Annotated in this window: 13 protein-coding genes; 8 read left to right on the forward strand and 5 right to left on the reverse strand. The window is 67.6% G+C overall.

Going from position 1 to position 19,190, the window contains the following annotated elements; genetic code table 11:
- Window positions 1-74: 74 nt before the first annotated feature.
- Window positions 75-797 (reverse strand): HAD family hydrolase, encoded by a 723-nt coding sequence (locus tag QGG57_05745; GenBank protein ID MDP7007669.1) that lies wholly within the window; start codon window positions 795-797, stop codon window positions 75-77.
- Complete coding sequence (locus QGG57_05750) at window positions 794-1,693, reverse strand: aminotransferase class IV (GenBank protein MDP7007670.1); 900 nt, start codon at window positions 1,691-1,693, stop codon at window positions 794-796. Before QGG57_05750 ends, QGG57_05745 begins: the two co-directional genes overlap by 4 nt.
- Window positions 1,694-1,772: 79 nt before the next feature.
- Between QGG57_05750 and QGG57_05755 the strand changes: the two genes are divergently transcribed.
- Genes QGG57_05755 through QGG57_05775 form a run of 5 tightly spaced genes read left to right on the forward strand, consistent with a single transcriptional unit; the run spans window position 1,773 to window position 11,704 of the window.
- The gene (locus QGG57_05755; protein MDP7007671.1) at window positions 1,773-7,355 is read left to right on the forward strand and encodes an NEW3 domain-containing protein; all 5,583 of its coding nucleotides are present in this window, start codon (window positions 1,773-1,775) and stop codon (window positions 7,353-7,355) included.
- The gene (locus tag QGG57_05760; protein ID MDP7007672.1) at window positions 7,352-8,533 is read left to right on the forward strand and encodes a redox-regulated ATPase YchF; all 1,182 of its coding nucleotides are present in this window, start codon (window positions 7,352-7,354) and stop codon (window positions 8,531-8,533) included. The genes QGG57_05755 and QGG57_05760 overlap by 4 nt, the downstream gene beginning before the upstream one ends.
- Before the next feature lie 30 nt (window positions 8,534-8,563).
- Window positions 8,564-9,511, forward strand: a complete 948-nt coding sequence (locus QGG57_05765; GenBank protein MDP7007673.1) for a hypothetical protein — start codon at window positions 8,564-8,566, stop codon at window positions 9,509-9,511.
- Complete coding sequence (locus QGG57_05770) at window positions 9,511-11,034, forward strand: ATP-binding protein (GenBank protein MDP7007674.1); 1,524 nt, start codon at window positions 9,511-9,513, stop codon at window positions 11,032-11,034. The genes QGG57_05765 and QGG57_05770 overlap by 1 nt, the downstream gene beginning before the upstream one ends.
- Window positions 11,018-11,704, forward strand: a complete 687-nt coding sequence (locus QGG57_05775; protein ID MDP7007675.1) for a YggS family pyridoxal phosphate-dependent enzyme — start codon at window positions 11,018-11,020, stop codon at window positions 11,702-11,704. Before QGG57_05770 ends, QGG57_05775 begins: the two co-directional genes overlap by 17 nt.
- On the opposite strand, the gene QGG57_05780 is transcribed toward QGG57_05775, so the two are convergent.
- The gene (locus QGG57_05780) at window positions 11,701-12,144 is read right to left on the reverse strand and encodes an Lrp/AsnC family transcriptional regulator (GenBank protein MDP7007676.1); all 444 of its coding nucleotides are present in this window, start codon (window positions 12,142-12,144) and stop codon (window positions 11,701-11,703) included. The two genes, QGG57_05775 and QGG57_05780, sit on opposite strands and share 4 nt — an antisense overlap.
- A 99-nt stretch (window positions 12,145-12,243) precedes the next feature.
- Between QGG57_05780 and QGG57_05785 the strand changes: the two genes are divergently transcribed.
- The 3 genes from QGG57_05785 (at window position 12,244) to QGG57_05795 (ending at window position 17,496) form a co-directional block, all read left to right on the forward strand.
- Entirely contained in the window at window positions 12,244-13,659 is a 1,416-nt protein-coding gene (locus QGG57_05785) for a glutamate synthase-related protein (GenBank protein ID MDP7007677.1), read from the forward strand.
- On the forward strand, window positions 13,652-14,959 hold the full coding sequence (locus tag QGG57_05790) for a glutamate synthase-related protein (GenBank protein MDP7007678.1): 1,308 nt from the start codon (window positions 13,652-13,654) through the stop codon (window positions 14,957-14,959). Before QGG57_05785 ends, QGG57_05790 begins: the two co-directional genes overlap by 8 nt.
- 137 nt (window positions 14,960-15,096) lie before the next feature.
- Entirely contained in the window at window positions 15,097-17,496 is a 2,400-nt protein-coding gene (locus tag QGG57_05795; GenBank protein MDP7007679.1) for a glutamate synthase, read from the forward strand.
- 38 nt (window positions 17,497-17,534) lie between these two features.
- On the opposite strand, the gene QGG57_05800 is transcribed toward QGG57_05795, so the two are convergent.
- A complete protein-coding gene (locus QGG57_05800) occupies window positions 17,535-18,194 on the reverse strand; it encodes an HAD family phosphatase (protein MDP7007680.1) in 660 nt (219 codons plus the stop codon).
- Window positions 18,191-19,153, reverse strand: coding sequence for a ceramidase domain-containing protein (locus QGG57_05805; protein ID MDP7007681.1), 963 nt, complete (start codon window positions 19,151-19,153; stop codon window positions 18,191-18,193). The genes QGG57_05800 and QGG57_05805 overlap by 4 nt, the downstream gene beginning before the upstream one ends.
- Between the last annotated feature and the right edge of the window lie 37 nt (window positions 19,154-19,190).

The following is a 19,190-nucleotide window of genomic DNA, read 5'->3' on the forward strand; positions in this document are numbered from 1 at the left end:
GAGGAAGTCCGTGAATTCTGCGCTGGCTTCCCGCTGCCACACTAATCTTTTTTAAATAGTAGTAGTCGAGGATTTTAACCGCGTAGCCTATGCTTTCGCAGCCGCTCGTAGTGCGGCTGGCACACGTCCAGGATTGCCTGCTGGGCTGGCGCCAGCTCTCCTTCGCGCGGCCGCCACGGCTGGAAGCCGGTCGAGCGGTTGACGGAGTCATACCAGTAAGGCGCCCAGACGCCGTCGCTGTCGCGCGGGCCGGATGGCCATGCCAGCATTTCGTCGCGAAACTCGATGCTGAGGCGCTGGCAGAGCGTGCCCAGCACCTTGCGCGGGTCGGTCAGCACATCCTTCGCGTCGAGCACCGGTGGCACCTCGCCCGTGAGCTCGCGTACGTAGTCGAAGATTTCCGCCTGTTGCAGGATACCCACGTCGTCTACCGTCACGTCGCCCCTCTTGCGGGCGTAGGAGAGTAGCACCTCGCGCGGGTCGCGAATCAGGAAGCAGTTCCGCACTTCTGCCATCCAGCCGCGATTAATGTGCGGCAGCAAGTGGTGCGTCATCTGTTTCTGGTAGAATATTGCGGATTCGACCGGCGCCAGTAACCCCGCGACCGCGCGCTGCCAGTCGGTCTCGCCGGCGGCGATGACCTCGTCGCGGCCAGGGTGCTCGATGCCGGTTTCCGCGAGGAAGTGCGCGTAGAGCGGCTCATCCACCACGACCGTATCGGGGCGATTCTCCCACGCACGCATCATCGCCGTTGAGATGTTGCGCGGGCCGGACCACATCGCGATGCGCAACGTCACGCTTGCTCCAGCATCCGCTCGTAGAGTCCGCGCAGCCGCGCCGTCACTGGCCCGGGCGCCGGGAGGGTGCGGCTGTCGATGCTGCGGGCGGGCGTTACTCCCCCGAAAGTGCCGGTGACGAACGCCTCTTCCGCTTCGCGGAGCGCCGCGGGCGGGAAGTCTGCCTCGCTACAGGTGATGTTGTTGTCGCGGCAGAGGCGGAGTATCGCCTGGCGGGTAATCCCGCCGAGGCAGTAGCGGCCGGTAGAGGTGCGCACCTCGCCGCCGGCGACGTGGAAGAAGTGGGTCGAGTTGCAGGTCGAGACGTTGCCGTGCGGGTCGAGCATGATGCCCTCGTCGCCTCCCAGTGCGGTTGCCTCGCGGCAGGCCTGGATGCAGTTGTGCTTGCTGAGGCTGTTGATGCGCGGGTCCTGCACTTCGGGGCCGGGCCGCCGCGTCGTCACGCTGACGAGCGCGATTCCGCGTGTGTAGAGCGCCGGGTCGGGCGTCTTCCACTCGGGGATGATGACCAGCGTCGGCCCGCCCGCCGAGGCGCGCGGGTCCTGGAACGGCGTCGCCTTGGGTCCGCGCGAGACGACCAGCCTCACGTGCGCACCGTCTTCCATCTCGTTCGCCGCGATCGTGCGGTAGAGTTCGCCCTCCAGCTCCGCCAGTGTTAGCGGCAGCTCGAGGCCGATGGCTGCGGCGCCCGCTACCAGCCGTTGCAGGTGCTCCGGCAGGAACGCGAATTTCCCTTTGTGCAGCCGCAGTCCCTCCCAGACCCCGTCACCGAGCAGGAAGCCGGCGTCGAAGACCGAGACAGTGGCGGCGTTGCGCGGCAGCAGTTCGCCGTTGACGTTGACGAGCACGCTGGCATTGCGTTCGTCCTCGAGGCAGGCGTGCGTCCCGGTTGCCATCACCCTGCCGATGCGACTGCGCTTATTGAGAACGCGGGTAACCGCCACTCTAATTTAGCAGCCAGCGGACTCGCCTGTGATGACTCGCCGGGCGACCGTGCTGCTGCTGGTGCTGCTGCTGGCACTGCCGCCCGCCAGCGGCGACTGGACCATGTTCGGCGGCGACGCCACCCACAGCGGCCTCGCCGCGCCGACCGAGCGCTCGATTGACAAGCGCGAGCCCGTAGTCTCATGGGACCGCGGCAACGGCGACCCCGGCACCGACTGTAGCGGCGTAATCGAGTGTGAAACAGTCTTCTCCTGGGGCAGCGTCATCGGCAACTTCTCGGCCGGCGTCGACGGCGAATACGACCGCAATGTGCTCCACATCGCTTACGCGACCGCCGAGGAGGATGGCGACGACCTGCGCGGTTTCCTCGAAATCCGCGACGGCGGCTTCCCCGGGCGGTTGATGTGGCGGCGCGACCTCGGTATTGTGCGCGACAGCTCCAACAACTCGCTCGAGACTGATTTCACCAGCTACGACGCAGCTTACGCGACTCCCACGCTGGGCGACTTCAATGGTAACGGGCGGCCCGATATCGCCATCGCGACCCCGCACGGCGTCGTGGAATTCTTCGAGCCGAAGATTAGCTGGAATTCGGGCTCGGGCACCTACGGCGGTTCCGGCGCAGTCTGGTCGAACGGCCACTGGTCTTACGATACCGGCCTCACGATTATCCGCTCCAACCCGGCCGTCAGCGACCTTGACGGTGGCGACGATCTGGTTATAAGCGGCCTCGACCCCGCCGAAGGCACGGCAGCGGTCGTTGCGCTCGACGGCGACGGCACCCGCCTCTGGCGCTACGAGTTCGACGCGACCGAGGTATCGTCGCCGGTAGTACTGCGCGAGGGTGCCAGCCGCAAAATCTTCGTTTCGTACCACGACAACAGCAACCTGAAGGTGTACGGCATCCAGGGCGGCAACGCGATTTCGGGCTGGGGGCCAAAGACGGTCGGCAGCATCGTTGACCCGGCCGATAGCAACTTGCACCCGCTGCTGCCGAGCCTGCTGCTCGCGGATTTTACCGACGATAGCGGCACTGAAATCATCGTACCGCGGCCGGCGCCTGAGGATAGCGGTGACTCCAGCCTGCATGTCTACCAGCTGGACGGGACGGCGGCGGCCGACTGGGGCTCCAGCTACACTTTCAGCGACGGCGGCGACATGGATGCGACGCCCGCCATCGGCGACGTCGATGGCGATGGCGACCTGGAGCTGGTGGCGGTCACCTGGCTTGACCCCAGCGCCACCACCAACACCGAGGAGACGCATGTCTGGGCGCTCGAATCGGACCGCACGCAGCTATGGCACACCACCTACGACACATCGTCCGGGGGCGGCGGCTGGGATGACGACGAGCACGCGATTTCGTCCCCCATCCTGGCAGTCATCAACACCGAGGACAGCCTCGGCAGCGACAACTGGGACGTCTTCAGCTGCACCACCCCCGAGTGCTTCGCGCTCGACGGCAGTGACGGCCGCAGCGGCGGCGGAGGGCAGCCCGAGCTGTGGCACGTGACGCTCGAGAATCGCGAGAACTCCAACCGCATCTTCAACTCGCCGGCGGCGTCCGACGTCGACGGCGACGGGCTGCTCGACCTTATCGTGGACGGCTCGGTCTGGTCGGCCGACCTCGCCGACCTTGCGGTCTACCGCGACGACATCACGATTACCAACTCCGATGACGACGAGGTCGATACGGCGCTCGAGGGCGAGGAGCTGACTTTCTTCCCGCTCACGGTGCGCAACGAAGGCAACCACGACGCGCTTGATATGACAGTCGAGGTGCGGCTGGACGACCCCGCCAGCGGCGAGCTGCTCCATGAAGAGCAGGAGCTGGACATCGACGCCAACTCGGTGCTCGACCTGACCAGCTTCGACTGGACTGCGCCGGCGCCGGGCGACTACCGCATCTGGGTCGTCTGCGTCATCGACGCCGGCAGCAATGAGGAGGTGCGCTACGATAACAACAACGCCAGCCGCCCGCTCACCGTTCGCCCCCAGTACGGCGTCGCGCTGGCGGCCGCCAACGCGACGCAGGACGCCGACCCCGGTGCCAGCGTCGGCTTCAGCGTCACGCTGCGCAACAGCGGCGTCGTGGCCGACAACTACACGATTACGGCGACGCTCCCCGCTGGCTGGAGCGGCAGCTGGCCGGCTAACGCCAGCGACGTCGCGCCGAACGGTACGGTCGCGCTGGCGCTGACGGTTGACGTCAACGGTAGCGCGACTGCCGGCGAGCACCTCGTCACGCTTACCGCCACTTCGCAGGGCGACGCGAACGCCAGTGCCAGCCTTGCGCTGCGCGTCAATGTCTCGCAGCATTACGGCGTCGCGCTCGAGCTGCCGGTCGTGGCGCAGCGGGTATTCCCCGACACGTGGGTTTCCTACCCGGTGCGCGTCACCAACAGCGGCAACGGCAACGACACGTTTGATTTGTTCACCGGCACCGACTGGCAGGCGCAAATCCGCATCGGCGGCGCGCCCGCCGGTCAGGTCAGCCTCGGCCCCGGCGCAACCGCGCAGGCCGAGCTACGGCTGCGCCCGCCCGCTGAAGCGGGCTGGAACGAGTCGCGCGAAATATTCTTCACCGCCACATCGCAGGGCAATTCGAGCCATAGCGCGACGGTTGTGACCAACACCTCGGTCGGTGGGCTGATGGCCGCCTCGCCTGTCGCCGGCGCGTTGCCGGGCGGGGTCGCCTCGTTCCGGCTCGAGCTGGCGAACCTCGGCGACAGCAGCGACGATTTCGAGCTGGCACTGGTCGCGGGCGACCCCGGCTGGGAGCAGACGCTCGAGCCGGCGTCGCTGACGCTGGCGGCCGACGAGCACGGCTTCGCGTGGCTCAACTTCACTATTCCGCGCGAAGCCTCTCCGGGGACGGCGTACAACCTCACCCTGCGCGCCAGTAGCAGCTCGATGCAGGAGCAGGTGGCGCTGCGGCTGGAAGTGCTGGCGCCTTCAGGGCTGGGCCTCTGGCCGCTCGAGGAGGGCAACGACCGCGCTTTCGTCGACCCCGGCGCGACCGCCTTCTTCGATTTGCAGGTGCTGAACCACGAAGATACGGCGCTGGACGTCAGCCTCGCGGCGACGCTGCCGGCCGGCTGGAGCGGTAGCTTCGACAACGCCAGCGGCTGGTCCAAGTCGGTCCCGGCTGGCGGCTCGGCGACGGTCTCGCTCGGAATCACCGCGCCCGACGACGCCGAGGCGGTCGAGACCGCGCACGCCGTGATTGAGGCGACGTCGGGCTCACGGCTGGCGCGGTTCCACGCCAATATTACGGTCAACCAGGATTTCGGCGTCGCGGTCGCGATGCCTCCCGAGGCGAAGTTGCTCGGTAACGTCTCGACGACGCTGCGCTTTACGGTTACCAACAACGGTAACGGCGCCGACTCGCTCGAAATCACGGTGGGCGGCGCGTGGGTTAGCGGCTCGACCGAGGCACTGTCGTTCGCGCCGTTCGAGTCGCGCGAGCTGACCGTCATCGCCAACCCGGGCATGGAGGCGCCCGGGACGCTGGCGCAGCTGACCGTTGATGCGCGTTCGCTGACCGCCGACGAGGCGGGGCTCGACGTCACGGCGAGCAACAGTAGCGCGCTGGTCGCGACCGGCCTCCAGCTGCTGGCCGCTCCCGAAGGGCCAGTCGCGCCGGGCGAGACGGTGCAGTTCCTGCTCGGCGCGGTCGCGCTCTACGACCCCGGCAGCGCGACGACGCGGCTGGTGGTCGAAGCGCAGGGCGACGACGCCGGCTGGGCGACGGTCGCCGGCATCGAGAATTTCGAGGGCCGTGATACCCTCATCGTCAAGGTGGGCGTGCCGGAAATCGTGACGGTTAACGTCACCGTCCCGGCCGACGCCAGTGCCGGCGCGCACGCGATTACGCTGCGCGTCGAGGATAATGAAGAGCCGGCGCATGTCTCGACCGTCGCGCTCGAGTTCGAGGTCTCGCAGTCGCACGGGCTGGAGCTGCTGCTGGTCTCCGGGCCGGCGACCGTCGCCCCCGGCGGCGAGGCGAACTGGCTGGTTGACTTGCGCAACAGCGGCAACGGCAACGACAGCGCCAGCTTCACGCTCGAGGGGCTGCCAGCCGGCTGGAACGCCAGCTTCACGCCCGATAACGCCACGCTCGGCGCCGGCGCGAGCGCGGCCATCGGCCTGCGCGTCTCCGTCGGCAGCGACGCGACCGCCGGTAACCACGGCTTGACGCTGGTCGCTCAGGGGGCGGGCGCGAACACCAGCCTGCCGCTTGAGCTTAACGTCAGCTCGACACGCGGCGTTTCGCTCGTAATGACTGATTCCGCGTCGCAATCCGGCCGCGCGGGGCAGACCGTCTTCTACCGCTACACCGTTACCAACAGCGGCAACGCGGCTGACACCATCGAGCTGGATGCGAGCGGACTGCTCGCGACGCAGGGCAGTGCAGTCCTCGACTGGACCGTCGCGACCCTTGGCGCCGGCGTGGAGAAGCCGGGTTACCTGCGCATCACGGTACCGGATGGCTCCGGCCCCTGGAGCGGCACCATTTCGGCGCGCTCGAGCAGCGACCCGGCGGTGGTCGATACGGTCGCGCTTACGCTCGCCTCCGAGTCGGTCTCCGACGCCTACTTGGAGGAGCTGCGCATCTCGCCCTCGTCGCCAGAGGAGGGCGACCGCGTGACCGCGTCGGTGACTGTGCTGGCGGGCGGCACTGACCTCGAGAGCGTCTACGTCGGCTTCTACCTCGACGGCACCTTCATCGGCGGCGAGCGGGTCAACCAGATTGCCGCCGGCTGGCGCGACAAGGTCGTGACCGTCAGCTTCGACGCGACCGGCGGCAGCCACCGCCTCGAGGCGGTCATCGACCCCGATAATGAAGTGGCCGAGAGCGACGAGTCCAACAACGAGCTCGAGCTTGCCTTCACCGTCGATAGCGGCAGCGGGCGGCTGCCGTTCTACCTGCTCTTTGTCGCGCTGGCCGCAGTCGGCGGCGCAGTCTACTACCGCTACCGCAACCGCGACCGGAAGCCGGCGCTGCCGCAGCGGCCCGGCCCGAAGCTGGCCGACGAGCCATCGGTAAAATTCCCGCTGGTGCTCAACTGCCAGCAGTGCGGCTCACGCGTGCGCGTCCCGCGGCCGGGCGCCTTCCGCTGTCCCGCCTGCAAGCACGTGGCGCGCGTAGAGCCGGACGGCGCCATCGTCGACCACGACGCGCCGCGCGCCGAAGCGCCGGCCGGGCCGCCCCCGGAGGAGCCGCCCGCGCCGGCTGCCGCGCCGCAAGTCGACGCGGCCGCCGAAGCGCCCGCGCCCGAAACGGCGGCGCCCGCAGCGCCACCGAACGAACGCAGCGCGCGCATGGCGGCGTTCTTCGGCGACGCGTCGTCCCCGTCGCCCCCGCCGCGCGCGCCGTCGGCAGCCGACCCCCGGTCACGCGACGAGCGACTGGCGGAGCTGCGCGCAGCTCCGCCCGCAGAGCCGGAGCCCGAGGCGGCTGCCGAGCCGGCGGTGCCCGCCGCGCCGGAACCGGAACCGCCCGTGGAGGCGGAGGCGGCGCCCGCTGCCGAGGAGGCCGAGCCCGAGCCCAAGAAGTCGAAGAAGAAGGGGCCGCGCGATTTCGGCCCCAGCATCGGCGGACTGGGATGAAGGTCGGGCTGGTCGGCAAGCCCAACGCGGGCAAGTCCACCTTCTTCAGCGCGGCGACGGCGGCCGACGCGCAAATCGGCGACTATCCTTTCACGACCATCGACTCCAACGTCGGCGTCGCGCACGTCCGCCGCGAATGCCCCTGTGGCTCGCTCGGCGTCGAATGCGAGCCGCACAACTCGCCCTGCCTGGGTGGCACGCGCTACCTGCCGGTCGAGCTGGTTGACGTCGCCGGGCTTGTGCCGGGCGCGCACGAGGGGCGGGGGATGGGCAACCAGTTCCTCGACGACCTGCGGCAGGCGGACGTGCTCATCCAGATTGTGGACGCCAGCGGCAGCACCGACCTCGAGGGCAACCACGCCGACGGGGCGGACCCCATGCGCGAGGTCGAATTCCTCGCCGGCGAGCTGCACCACTGGCTCGCCGGAATCATCCTGCGCAACTGGAGCCGCTCGGCGCGCGCGGTCGAGTCGGGCCGCGCGCTCGAGGATTTCCTCGCCGAGCGGCTGGCGGGGCTCGGCTTTTCGCGAGAGCAGGTTGTCGCCGCCCTGCGCGAGTGTGACCTGCCGGCGAACGTGCAGGCGTGGGGCGACGCTGACGGCCTTGCCCTCGCGCAGACGCTGCAAACGCTCGGCAAGCCCATCATCGTTGCGGCCAACAAGGCGGACATCGCGCCGGCCGCGAACTTGGCGGCACTGGCGGCGGCGGGCGGCATCCCGGTCGCCGCCGACTACGAGCTGGCGCTGCGCAACGCCGCCAGGGCTGGCCTTCTTGAATACCGGCCGGGCGACATCGAGTTCGCGCTCGCCGACGGCGCCAGCCTCAGCGACGCGCAGCGCGCTGGGCTCGAGCGCATCGCCGCGTTCATTTCAGGAGTCGGCGTCGATGGGGCCGGCACCGGCGTCCAGCGCTGTCTCGAGGCGGCGGTGCTCGAGCGGCTCGACCTGATTGCCGCCTTCCCGGTCGAGGACGAGACGCACTACGCCGACTCGCACGGCAAGGTGCTCCCGGACGGCTACCTGCTGCCGCGCGGCGCGACCGCGCTGGCCTTGGCGTACAAGGTGCACAGCGACATCGGCGACGGCTTCATCCGCGCCATCGACTGCCGCACGAAGCGTATCATCGGCAAGGACCACGTACTGCAGGACGGAGACGTGGTGAAGATAGTCGCGGGTTGAGCGCTATAACCCCGCTCCCCTTCCGGCAGTATGGACCCGGTGCGCGCGCAGCTGGACGCAATCGCGGCACGGCTCGCAGCGCACGGCATCGCTGCGCCGGGGACGGAGTTCGCGCCGCTCGCGCCGGGTGAGGCGCCCGCGCTGGTCGCGGCGGTCGACGGCTCTTCGCGCACGCTGCTCGACGGCGGCGCCTTCGCGGTGGTGGCGCTGCGCGCCGGGCGCGTCGTGGTGCGCGACGGTGCCGTGGCGGAGCGCGAGGCGCCGCTCGAGGTGCGGCTGCTCGAGGCCGGGACATTTGCCGACGAATGGAGCGAGCGCTACCGCAGGGTGACCGGCCGGCTGCCGGCCGAGCAGCCCGCGGACTTGCAGACGGCACTGGAGTGGCTGCGCGAGCTGGCGGAAACCGAGGCGGCGCTCGCCGCGCTCGAGGCGCTCGTGGCGGTGCTGGAAGCGAGCGCCGACGATGCACTGCTGCTGCTCGACGGCGCGCTGACCAGCCCGCACGCGCCGGCGCGTGACGCGCTGCGGCTGGTGCTCGACCGCGCTGACGCGGCGGGCGTGACCGTGGCGGCGGTCGCCAAGCGCTCGGCGCTGGCACGCGACGGGGCGCCGCTGCTGCCGGCGCTGATGCGCGACTCGCCCGACGGCTGCTGGCGCGCGCCGCTGGACTGCGACAGCCTGGGAACGCCGGGCGCGGTGCGGCTCAACCCCGCTTCCGAGTGGGCGTTCCGGCTGGATGTCGCCGGCGGCGACTACGGGGCGGTCGCGGCGTCGCTGGCGGGACTGGCGCGCGACGCCGTCTATCCCGGCTACCCGTGGCCGCTGGCGCAGGCGCACAATCTGGTCATTATCGACGGCGACCTTACCGAGTCGCTGCGGCAGGCGCTGCAGGGCGCGGCGCTCGAGCAGGGGCTGGCGCCGGGGGCATGGGACGTTTTATTCAGCGACTACCATGAGGTGCTCGACCGGAGCGTATGATGGAACTGGGACGAATTGTTGGCCGCAACGTAACCGAGGCAAAATTCCGCTGCCCCTACGGGGAATACCTGGCGCTGGGCGAAATAGTCGTGGTCGAGGACGCCGAGACCGCGGAGCCGTATTACCTGCGGGTCTTCAACGTCACCTACGGCGCCGAGGCGGCGGGTGAGGACTGGTTCGAGCGCACCGCCGGCCACATGCTGGCGATGGATGGCGCCGAGATGGAATACGGCTTCGCCGACAAGGAGCGCCGGCTCTACAAACTGGCGTCCGCGAGCGTGCTGGGGGTGCTGCGCGACGGCAGGTTCCGCCGCGCCAAGGGGCTGGTGGCGCACTTCTCCGGCGTGCGCCGCGCTCGCGACGCCGATTTCGAGTTCCTGCCGTCGGAGACGCTCACCGTCGGGCGGCTGCGCAGCGGCGACGAGCCGCTGCCGCATCGTGTCGGGCTGGCGCCGGATGCGCTGCCCTACCATATCGGCATCTTCGCGACGACCGGCATGGGCAAGTCCAACCTGCTCAAGTGCTTCTGCGCCAGCGCGCTGGAGTCGGGGCAGGCGGGGCTGCTGGTGCTCGACCCGCACGGCGAATACTTCGACGGCGGCGTCCCCGACCGGCGCGGGCTGACGCACCACCCGCGCGCCGACCGGCTGGCGGTCTACTCGTCGCGGCCACTCTCCGGCAACTACAGCCAGCTGCGGCTCTCGGCAAGCGAGGTCGAGGTGCGCGACCTGCTGCACCTGTACGACTTCTCGGGGCCGCAGCGCGAGGCGCTCAACGCGGCACGACAGCGCTACCAGCGCAACTGGCTGGTCGAGCTGAACGAGCGCAACGCCGAGCAGGTCTCCGAGGAATTGCACGGCGAGTTCCACCCCGGGACGATTGGCGTCATCAAGCGGCGGCTGCGCTACCTGTGGCAGTTCGACCTGCTCTCGGGCGACCCCGACGTCACGGCGTCCGAGGCGATAATTGCGCACCTTGACGCCGGGAAGGTGGTGCTCGTCGACACCAGCAACATGTTCGAGACCGAGGAGCTGCTGGTCTCGATGGTGCTGGCGCGCGCGGTCTTCGAGTCGCACAAGGCGAAATACGCGCAGCCGAAGGAGTTCGCCAAGCTGCCGCCGGTGCTGGTGACGCTCGAGGAGTCGCAGCGGCTGCTCTCGGAGACGCGTGGCAACGTCTTCGCGCAGATTGCGCGCGAGGGGCGCAAGTTCCGCGTCGGCCTTTGCGCGGTGAGCCAGCAGCCGAAGCTGCTCCACTCCGAAGTCCTGAGTCAGTTCAACACGCTCTTCGTGATGGGGCTGGCCGACCGGCGCGACCGCGAGTCGCTACAGGTGTCCGCCAAGCAGGACCTGTCGCGGCTCGATATGGAAATTCAGACGCTCGCGGCGGGCGAAGCCATCCTGACGTCACCGCACGTCCCGTTCGCGTTGCCGGTGGCGGTCGACCTTTACGAGGATTATCTCAAGGCACTTCCGCCCCCGGAGGAGCAGCCGCAACGGGCGAGTGATGACGGATTCTTCTGAAATCGCCGAGCGGCTCGCCCGGGTGCGCGCGGCGGTCGCGACCGCCGCGCGCGAGGCAAACCGGGACCCCGCGGAAATAACGCTCATCGGCGTCAGCAAGCGCAAGCCGCTCGCCGCCATCGAGGCGGCGTTCGCCGCTGGCCTGCGCGACATCGGCGAGAACCACGCTGACGAGCTGCTGGAGAAGGCGGCCGCCTTCGCCCCCGACGGGCTGCGCTACCACTTCATTGGCCGGCTCTCGTCGCGTCGCGCGCGTAAGGTCGCTCGCCAGGCGATGCTCATCCACACGCTCGACTCGCTGCGGCTGGCGCGCAAGCTCTCGCTCATCGCGCAGGAAGAGGGGCGTGAAGTTCGCGCGCTGGTGCAGGTGAACCAGGGCGGCGAAGCGACTAAGGGCGGTGTCGCCCCCGACGCGACCGCGGCGCTGGCGCGCGCCGCCGCCGCGCTTTCGGGGCTGCGCGTCGTGGGGCTGATGTCCATACCGCCCTTCGACGACCGGCCGCGCGACTGGTTCCGGCAGCTGAGGCAGCTACGCGACGTGGTCGCCGCGGAAACGGGCATTGCACTACCGGAGCTCTCGATGGGCATGTCGCACGACTTCGCCGCGGCGATTGCCGAGGGGGCGACGCTGGTGCGGGTGGGGACGGCGATTTTTGGTGCGCGCGACTAGATTACGACCCGCGGCTCCTGCTTCACCGTGTTGAGCACCAGCGAGGTGTTCGTCCGTTCAATGTGCGGTTGCGAAAGTGTGGACTTGATGAACGCGTCCATCTCGGCCCGGTCGCGGAACCGCGCCAGCACCAGCGAGTCCCACTCACCCGTCACGTCGTAGACGCCGAAGACGCGCGGATGCTCGGCGACGGACGCCTGCACGGCGATAATCTGCCCCTTGGCGATGCGCATCTGCATCACGGCGGTGAGCGTGAAGCCCGCTTGCTCGGCGTCAATATCGGGCAGGAAGCCGCGCAGGACGCCCGTCTTGTGGAGCCGGCGCAGCCGGTTGCTGACGGTCCCCAGCGCAACGCCAATGGCGGCCGCCAGCTCGCGCTGCGAGGCGCGACCGTCGGCGTTCAGCGCTGCCAGTAGCGCGGAGTCGGTCCTGTCCAGCATGAATTGAACATTTGTTCAGTCTTATTAAGGTTTACTGCTGGTTTGCACAGTTTTTCCGCATTTGTTAAATAGAGTCTGCTGCACTGCGGCCTGTTATTTATGGCGATGGCCGAACCGCGTAATGAGCAACTGGAGGGTGACGCAGCGACCGCTCTGTCGGTCGGCTATCGCCGTTACCATATCGACACCGCGCCGACGCCCGACCTGGCCGACCTGCCGCACCGCTTTCTCGTCGAGGTCAACCGCGTCGAGCTGCTGAAGCTGCTGGTGCAGGAGACGTGGGAATACTGGGGCCACTGGGACGTGGTCGCCGCGCGCCCCTGCGTCTACGGCGTTTTCTCGGGGCCGGTGGGCGGCTTTGCGCCGCGGCCGGAGCATTGCGTCGGCTGCCTGCGCTGCACCATCCAGCACCCCGGGGCGGTCACCATTCGCCACAACCCCGAGTGGCAGGCGTGGGGCGACGCCTATCTGGCGCCGAAGCTGGTCGAAACCATCCTGTCTGAGGCAGCGCTGGGCGCGGTGCCGGTCAAGGGGCAGGGCTATCGCGGGCGGTTCGGCGGCCCAGGCTGGGACCGCATCTGGACAGACATGTCCGAAATCGTGCGGCCGACGCGCGACGGCATCCACGGCCGCGAAGTCATCTCAACCGTCGTCGATATCGGCTCGCGCCCGATGCATCTGGCAACCGACGGCGACGGTGAGCGGCCGCGCTGCCTGCAACTACAGCTTCCCATCCTGTTCGACTCGCCGCCGGAGTCGGCGCAGAGCGTCGAGATGGCGCGACTGCTAGCGCACGCCGCCGAGGAGCTCGAAACGCTGGCGTTCCTGCCGCTGCCGCTGGTGCGTGAGGCGGTCGCCGCTTCGCCGGCGGTCGTCCCGCAGCTGCGCGTCGCGGAGCTCGAGGCGCTGGCGCCGGCACCGCGCATGGTCGAAATCCTGGACGACGCCCCCGCCGCGCTTGCGCTCACCGACGCCATCGTTTGCGAGCGGCTCCCGTTCGAGCCGGGCTGGCGCGAGGCGCTGCTGGCGTCGATTGCCGCCGGCGTGCGCGTCTTCCACCTTGTCGCAGACTACCACGGCCGCGGCGATGGCCGTTTCGTGCGCGACCTGGCGATGGAGGCGCACGCGTTGCTGGTCGAGAAAGGGCTGCGCGACATGGTGACGCTCATCGGCAGCGGTGGTATCGCCGCTGCCGAGCATGTCCCGAAGGCGATTATCTGCGGCTTCGACGCCGTCGCGCTCGACACGCCGTTGCTGGCGGCGCTACAGGCGCAGCCCGATGGCAGCGTTACCGACGCCGCGACGGCGCGCTTCAGGCTTCCCGCGAGCCTGGATGTCGAGTGGGGCGTCCAGCGACTGAAGAATTTGTCGGCAGCGTGGCGCGACCAGCTGCTCGAGATTCTGGGCGCGATGGGGCTGCGCGAGGTGCGGCGGCTGCGCGGGGAGCTCGGCCGCGCGATGTTCCAGCGCGACCTTGAGCGCGAGGCGTTCGGGGGGATTGACGGCTATGAGTAGCGTCCCGAGCCCGCAGCTAGTCGAGAAGGTCACCCACTACCTGCACCAGGGCTTCCACGACCGCTCGCACGCGCTGCTCGAAGCCCCACCTGCTCTGGGCGACCCGCGCTGGACCGACGAGCTGATTATGGCGACCTGGTTCCAGGCCGAGCACGGCCGCCCGCCAGATGACATCGAGTATCGTGTCGGTCGCTCGGGAGGCGGTTTTGACAGGCTCGACTTCAAGTTTCTTCCCGAGGGCGAATGGCTTGCGCACAGCGATGCCATTGGCACCGCCATTCCGCTGAACCGGCGCGACCCGGCGCGACAGGAGCTTGAGATCGCTCTGCCGGTCTACGGCGGTGGGATGTCCTACGGCTCGGTCTCCGAGGAGGTGATGGTCTCCCGAGCTATTGCCGCCCAGGAATTGGGCACGCTCACCTGCACCGGTGAGGGAGGCTATCCCGACGGGCTGAAGCCCTACGCCGACAGCGTCATCACCCAGATTGCGACCGGCCTTTTCGGCGTGCGCGAGGAGACCATCCAGCGCGCGCCGATGGTCGAGTTCAAGTACGCGCAGGGCGCGAAACCCGGCCTTGGGGGGCACCTGCTGGGCGATAAGTCCACCACCACCGTGGCAGACATGCGTGAGTCCGTTCCGTGGGTATCGCTCTTCTCTCCCTTTCCTTTTCATTCGGTCTATTCCGTCGAAGACCATCGCAAGCATATCGACTGGGCCATGACCATGAATCCCGACGCAATAATCTCTGTAAAGGTCTCAACACCGATTGACGTTGACATGGTTGCTGTTGGTTCCTACTACGCCGGTGCGCATGTTTTCCACATAGATGGCAGCTATGGAGGAACTGGCGCAGCTCCAGAAATTGCGAAAAAGAACATTGCGATGCCCATTGAGCTTGCCATACCGAAGGTGCACCGGCACCTTGAGCAGGAAGGCATTCGTGACCAAATTACACTGATTGCTAGCGGTGGAGTGCGTACGGCTTGGGATATCGCCAAAGCCATTGCCCTTGGGGCTGACGGTTGTGTTCTCGGCACGTCAGAACTCATCGCAATGGGATGCACACGTTGTTCCAACTGTGAACGGGGCCGTGGCTGTCCTTTTGGACTTACGACCACTGATCCGGAACTGAAGGAGTGGGTGCACCCCGACTGGGGCGCCATGCGGGTCGGCAATCTCTACATTTCGTTCCAGTGGCAGCTGCGTGACATCCTTCGCAGACTCGGACTGACCACAATCTCTGATTTGCGCGGCCGTCGAGATCTACTGCGCTACATCCCGGAGGAGTTCGAGGCGTGAGCCGCGACGCCTGGATTGGAGCGGTGACGCGTAGCCGGGAAGAGTTACCACATGCGCGTCCACCGGTGGATGGTGCAGCCGAAGGTGGCTGCGGTGTCATTGGCTTCGCTTCGACCGTTCCTGTAGCAGCTCGCCATATGCTACAATCGCTTGAACAGATGCGCAATCGCGGTAACGGAAAAGGTGGTGGCATCGCTGCAGTGGGTCTTGATTCAGAACAGCTGGGTGTTGACAGAGGGACACTGGAGCAGGACTACCTGCTCGCTGTGGCATACCTTGATGCTTCTGTCCGCAAGGAAGTGGAGTTGTTTGTCAAGAATGCCTACGAGATAGACCATGTCCATGAATTCCCTGTCAGCGAAGACTGGGACAGTATCGAGGGACTCGAGGTACGGCCACCAGATGTGGCAGCCTATTTCGTGCGCCCTCGTGCCGGGATGCTGGCTACTTTCGCCGAGGCCGTCGAGTTGCCGCACGGACTTCCGCCAACAGAGCGTGAGTTAGCTGACGAGTACGTATTCCAGACATCTTTCCGGCTCAACACTCATTTCTATGCGGGTGACCGTGGAACACAGGCTTTCGTCCTGAGTCATGGTCGTAACCTCCTAGTCCTGAAGATGGTCGGTTATGGGGACGACGTCATTCGATGCTACCAGCTTGAGAATCTGAGTGCACATGTCTGGATTGGCCACCACCGCTACCCCACAAAGGGCAAGGTGTGGCACCCCGGCGGGGCACACCCCTTCGTTGGGTTGAACGAGGCGCTGGTCCACAATGGCGACTTCGCCAATTACGAGGCGGTCTGCGACTATCTCGCGCAGCGCGGACTGCGACCGCTGTTCCAGACTGACACCGAGGTTTCGGTGCAAGTCTTCGACCTGCACCACCGGCTCTACGGTTACCCGCTCGAGTGGGTCATCGAGTCGCTGGCGCCGACGACCGAGCGCGACTTCACGCTGCTGCCGCCCGACCGGCAGGAGCTCTACGACCAGCTGCAGGCGACCCACATCCACGGTTCGCCCGACGGGCCGTGGTTCTTCATAATCGCGCAGTCCGTGCCGGAAGCGTGGCGACTCATCGGCATCACCGACACCAGCATGTTGCGCCCGCAGGTTTTCGCGCTACAGGAGGGCGAGGCGCAGATTGCCTTTGCCGCATCCGAGAAACAGGTAATCGACGCCGCGCTCGAGTCGCTCTCGGAAGCCGATAACCGCTTCTGGCCGCGCGCCGACCGCTACTGGAACGCGCGCGGCGGGTCGCACACCGACGGCGGCGCGTTCATCTTTTCGGTCGTCCCCGACGGCGACCGCTTCCGATTGCAGTGCACCAACAAGTTCGGCGAGCGCATCACTCTCGGTGATGCGCCGCAGCCGCACACGCTCGCGTCGCACCCAGCGAGCGAGGCTGGCGTCGCCGCCGACGCGCCGGCCGCGGAGGCGTTCGCCGCCTTCCGGCAAGCCGTTCTGCAGTGGGGCTACGGCGAGCTGCGCGGCTTCCTGCACGAAGTCGAAAAACGGCTGCGAGGCGAAGCAATCGCGCTGCTGACGCTTCTGCTCGACCGGCGTTACCCGACCGGCGAGCTGCGCCGCAGCTCGCTGCTGGCGCTCGTCGATGAGTCGCTCGAGCGGCTGCTCGGTGCGGTCGCTGACGCCGAGTGCGACGCATACTGCGCTGGTCGCGGCGCCCCGGACGGCCGCACAGCCGTGCTCGACGCCCGCGGCTTCGACATCGAAGGCCCCAAGTCGCTGGCAATTGCGGTCGCCGACATGATGCGCGGCGGCTGGCGCCGTTTCCTGGTTTACGGCTGCCACGGCCACCGCTTCATCGCCAACGCCTTCGGCCCCGACAGCGGCGACATCTGCATTGACGTCTACGGCTCGTCTGGCGACTACCTTGGCTCGGGGATGGACGGCGCACGCGTCGTGGTGCACGGTAACGGACAGGACCAACTGGGACAGATTCTGAAGTCGGGTGAGCTGGTAGTCCACGGTGATGTCGGCCAGACATTCATGTACGGTGCCAAGGGCGGCCACGTCTTTGTTCAGGGCAACGCCGCCGGCCGTCCGCTGATTAACTCGGTCGGCCGCCCGCGCGTAGTCATCAACGGCACCTGTCTCGACTACCTGGCGGAGTCGTTCATGGCGGGCGACCCGCTCAACGACGGCGGTTTCGTCATCCTGAACGGCCTTGAGTGGGATGACGACGGCGAGCTGCGCGAGCTGCCGACGCCCTACCCGGGCGGCAACCTGTTTTCGCTGGCGTCGGGCGGCGCTATCTACGTCCGTGACCCGCACCAGCGCGTCACCGCCGACCAGCTCAACGGTGGCGACTTTGCGCCGTTCACCAGCGCCGACTGGGCAGTGGTTGAGCCGCTGCTGCGGCAGAACGAGCGCGAGTTCGGCCTGCCGGTCGCGCGGCTGCTCGAGGTCAACGGGCAGCCGCGCCGGCCGGGCGAGGTCTACCGCCGCATTCAGCCCGCCGCAACCAAGGCGCTACAGGCCGAAGAGGTGTGGGTCGCGCACGCCCAGAATGGCTGACGACCAGTATTTAAAATGGGGGCGGCGTTTTTCAGACGTCAGCGCAGCAATCCCGCGACCGCTTCCGCCGTCGCTTCCGCGAGCGAGTCTAGCAGCAGCTCCGCTGCGCCCAGCAGCTCGCGCGGCCGCGTCGTTGCGACCGCCAGGCAGGCGAAGCCGCCCGCGTGCGCCGCCGCGACTCCGTCAGGCGCGTCTTCGACCACGACGCATCGCTCGGGTGGTAGCCCGAGCAGCTCCGCGGCGCGGAGGAAGACGTCGGGCGCCGGCTTGCCGTGCGGGACTTCATCGCCGCACGCCGCGGCCGCGAACGCGTCGCTGAAAGGCATCTCGGCCAGCACCAGCTCCAGATTCTCGCGCGGCGTCGAGGTGCCAATCGCGAGCCGCCATCCATCGCGCCGCAGCGCCGCCACCAGTGACGCGATGCCCGGCAGCGGCGCGAGCCGGCCGCGCGCCAGCTTGCAGTAGTGGCGCTCCTTGCGTGTCGCGTGCGCCTCCAGCTCCGCCGCCGGCAGCGGCCCGAGTGTGGCGGTGATGATGGCGTCGTTGCGCTGGCCGTGATGCTCACGGAACCAGCCTTCGTCCACCTTTTCGGCGATGCCGCTCTCGCGCGCCCAGCGCTGCCACGCACCGAAGTGGAACGCCGAGGAATCGACAATCACGCCGTCAAGGTCGAAGATAACGCCGCGCTGGCGGCTCATGCCGCGTCGCTCGTCTCGGTCCGGAAGTAGTGGTAGAAGCAGAACATCGCGACCGCGCCCAGCAGGTGCCACAGCGCATGCCCCTGCAGCAGCGTGTCCGGCTCGCACAGCGCGCCCCCCTGCTGACTCGCTCGCCAGATGAAGCTTGCTAGCAGGTATGCCGCGAAGCCGCCCCAGAAGTAAGGCGAGTAGGTCCGCTGTAGCCTGATTTCGTCGAGCTGGTAGAGGAACCACGCCAGCAGTAGCATGAAAATTATGATTATGACACCGACCTGTTCGCGAACGAAATCGACGGGATTGTAATTGAAGAGGATAAGTATCCCCGTAATCGGCACGAGGAAGATTGCCAGCGGCTGGCGCTGGTAGCGGATGGCAGTCTCCTGCGCCAGCCAGATGGCAATTGCGAAACCCCAGACAAAGAGTCCAATACCGTATTGCCAGTGCAGCACGCTCAGCAATGCATTGGTCCCGAGATAGCCCGCGAGGAATTGTCGTTCGTCCCAGCCGAGGAAGCGCGCGAAGTTGTAGAACACCGGCATCGTGATGTACATCATCATACCGCTGAGATCGAGCCACCCACCCCAGTCGGTGTTGAAGCCGTGCATCGCGAAGCTGCCGACGCCGACCGCGATGCACGCACCGCCATAGGCGGCGGTGAACCAGCTGCGGGTCGCCAGCGATGGCCGCCCCGCGACCGGGTCGTGCTGCATCCGCCACAGCACCCACAGCCCGACCAGCACGAAGGGGATGTTCGATAGCGTGTTCGCCGGCTCGCGGATGAAGCCGGCCGTGATTCGCTCGCAATAATGCGCCGCGTCGCCAATCCTGCCGTCGGACGCGGCGCCCCAGCTGCCGTCGTTCAGCGCATACGCGAGCGCGAAGGCCACAAAGATGGCGACGACGACGGCGAGGCCGACACAGAACTCGCGGCGGTCGCGGAGGTAGTCGGCGTCAATCACGGCTGGCGAGCCTCCGCCGGTTTAACCACTTCCGCGC

The organism is Candidatus Poseidoniia archaeon (assembly GCA_030748895.1).
In the GTDB taxonomy this organism is placed as follows: Archaea; Thermoplasmatota; Poseidoniia; order MGIII; family CG-Epi1; genus UBA8886.

Excerpts from the sequence above, each read along its gene's own strand:
- QGG57_05795 (MDP7007679.1), top strand. The coding sequence starts at position 15,097 with ATGCTACAATCGCTTGAACAGATGCGCAATCGCGGTAACGGAAAAGGT.
- QGG57_05785 (MDP7007677.1), top strand. The coding sequence starts at position 12,244 with ATGGCGATGGCCGAACCGCGTAATGAGCAACTGGAGGGTGACGCAGCG.
- QGG57_05770 (MDP7007674.1), top strand. The coding sequence starts at position 9,511 with ATGGAACTGGGACGAATTGTTGGCCGCAACGTAACCGAGGCAAAATTC.
- QGG57_05780 (MDP7007676.1), bottom strand. The coding sequence starts at position 12,144 with ATGCTGGACAGGACCGACTCCGCGCTACTGGCAGCGCTGAACGCCGAC.
- QGG57_05775 (MDP7007675.1), top strand. The coding sequence starts at position 11,018 with ATGACGGATTCTTCTGAAATCGCCGAGCGGCTCGCCCGGGTGCGCGCG.
- QGG57_05755 (MDP7007671.1), top strand. The coding sequence starts at position 1,773 with ATGACTCGCCGGGCGACCGTGCTGCTGCTGGTGCTGCTGCTGGCACTG.
- QGG57_05765 (MDP7007673.1), top strand. The coding sequence starts at position 8,564 with ATGGACCCGGTGCGCGCGCAGCTGGACGCAATCGCGGCACGGCTCGCA.
- QGG57_05790 (MDP7007678.1), top strand. The coding sequence starts at position 13,652 with ATGAGTAGCGTCCCGAGCCCGCAGCTAGTCGAGAAGGTCACCCACTAC.
- QGG57_05750 (MDP7007670.1), bottom strand. The coding sequence starts at position 1,693 with ATGGCAACCGGGACGCACGCCTGCCTCGAGGACGAACGCAATGCCAGC.
- QGG57_05760 (MDP7007672.1), top strand. The coding sequence starts at position 7,352 with ATGAAGGTCGGGCTGGTCGGCAAGCCCAACGCGGGCAAGTCCACCTTC.
- QGG57_05800 (MDP7007680.1), bottom strand. The coding sequence starts at position 18,194 with ATGAGCCGCCAGCGCGGCGTTATCTTCGACCTTGACGGCGTGATTGTC.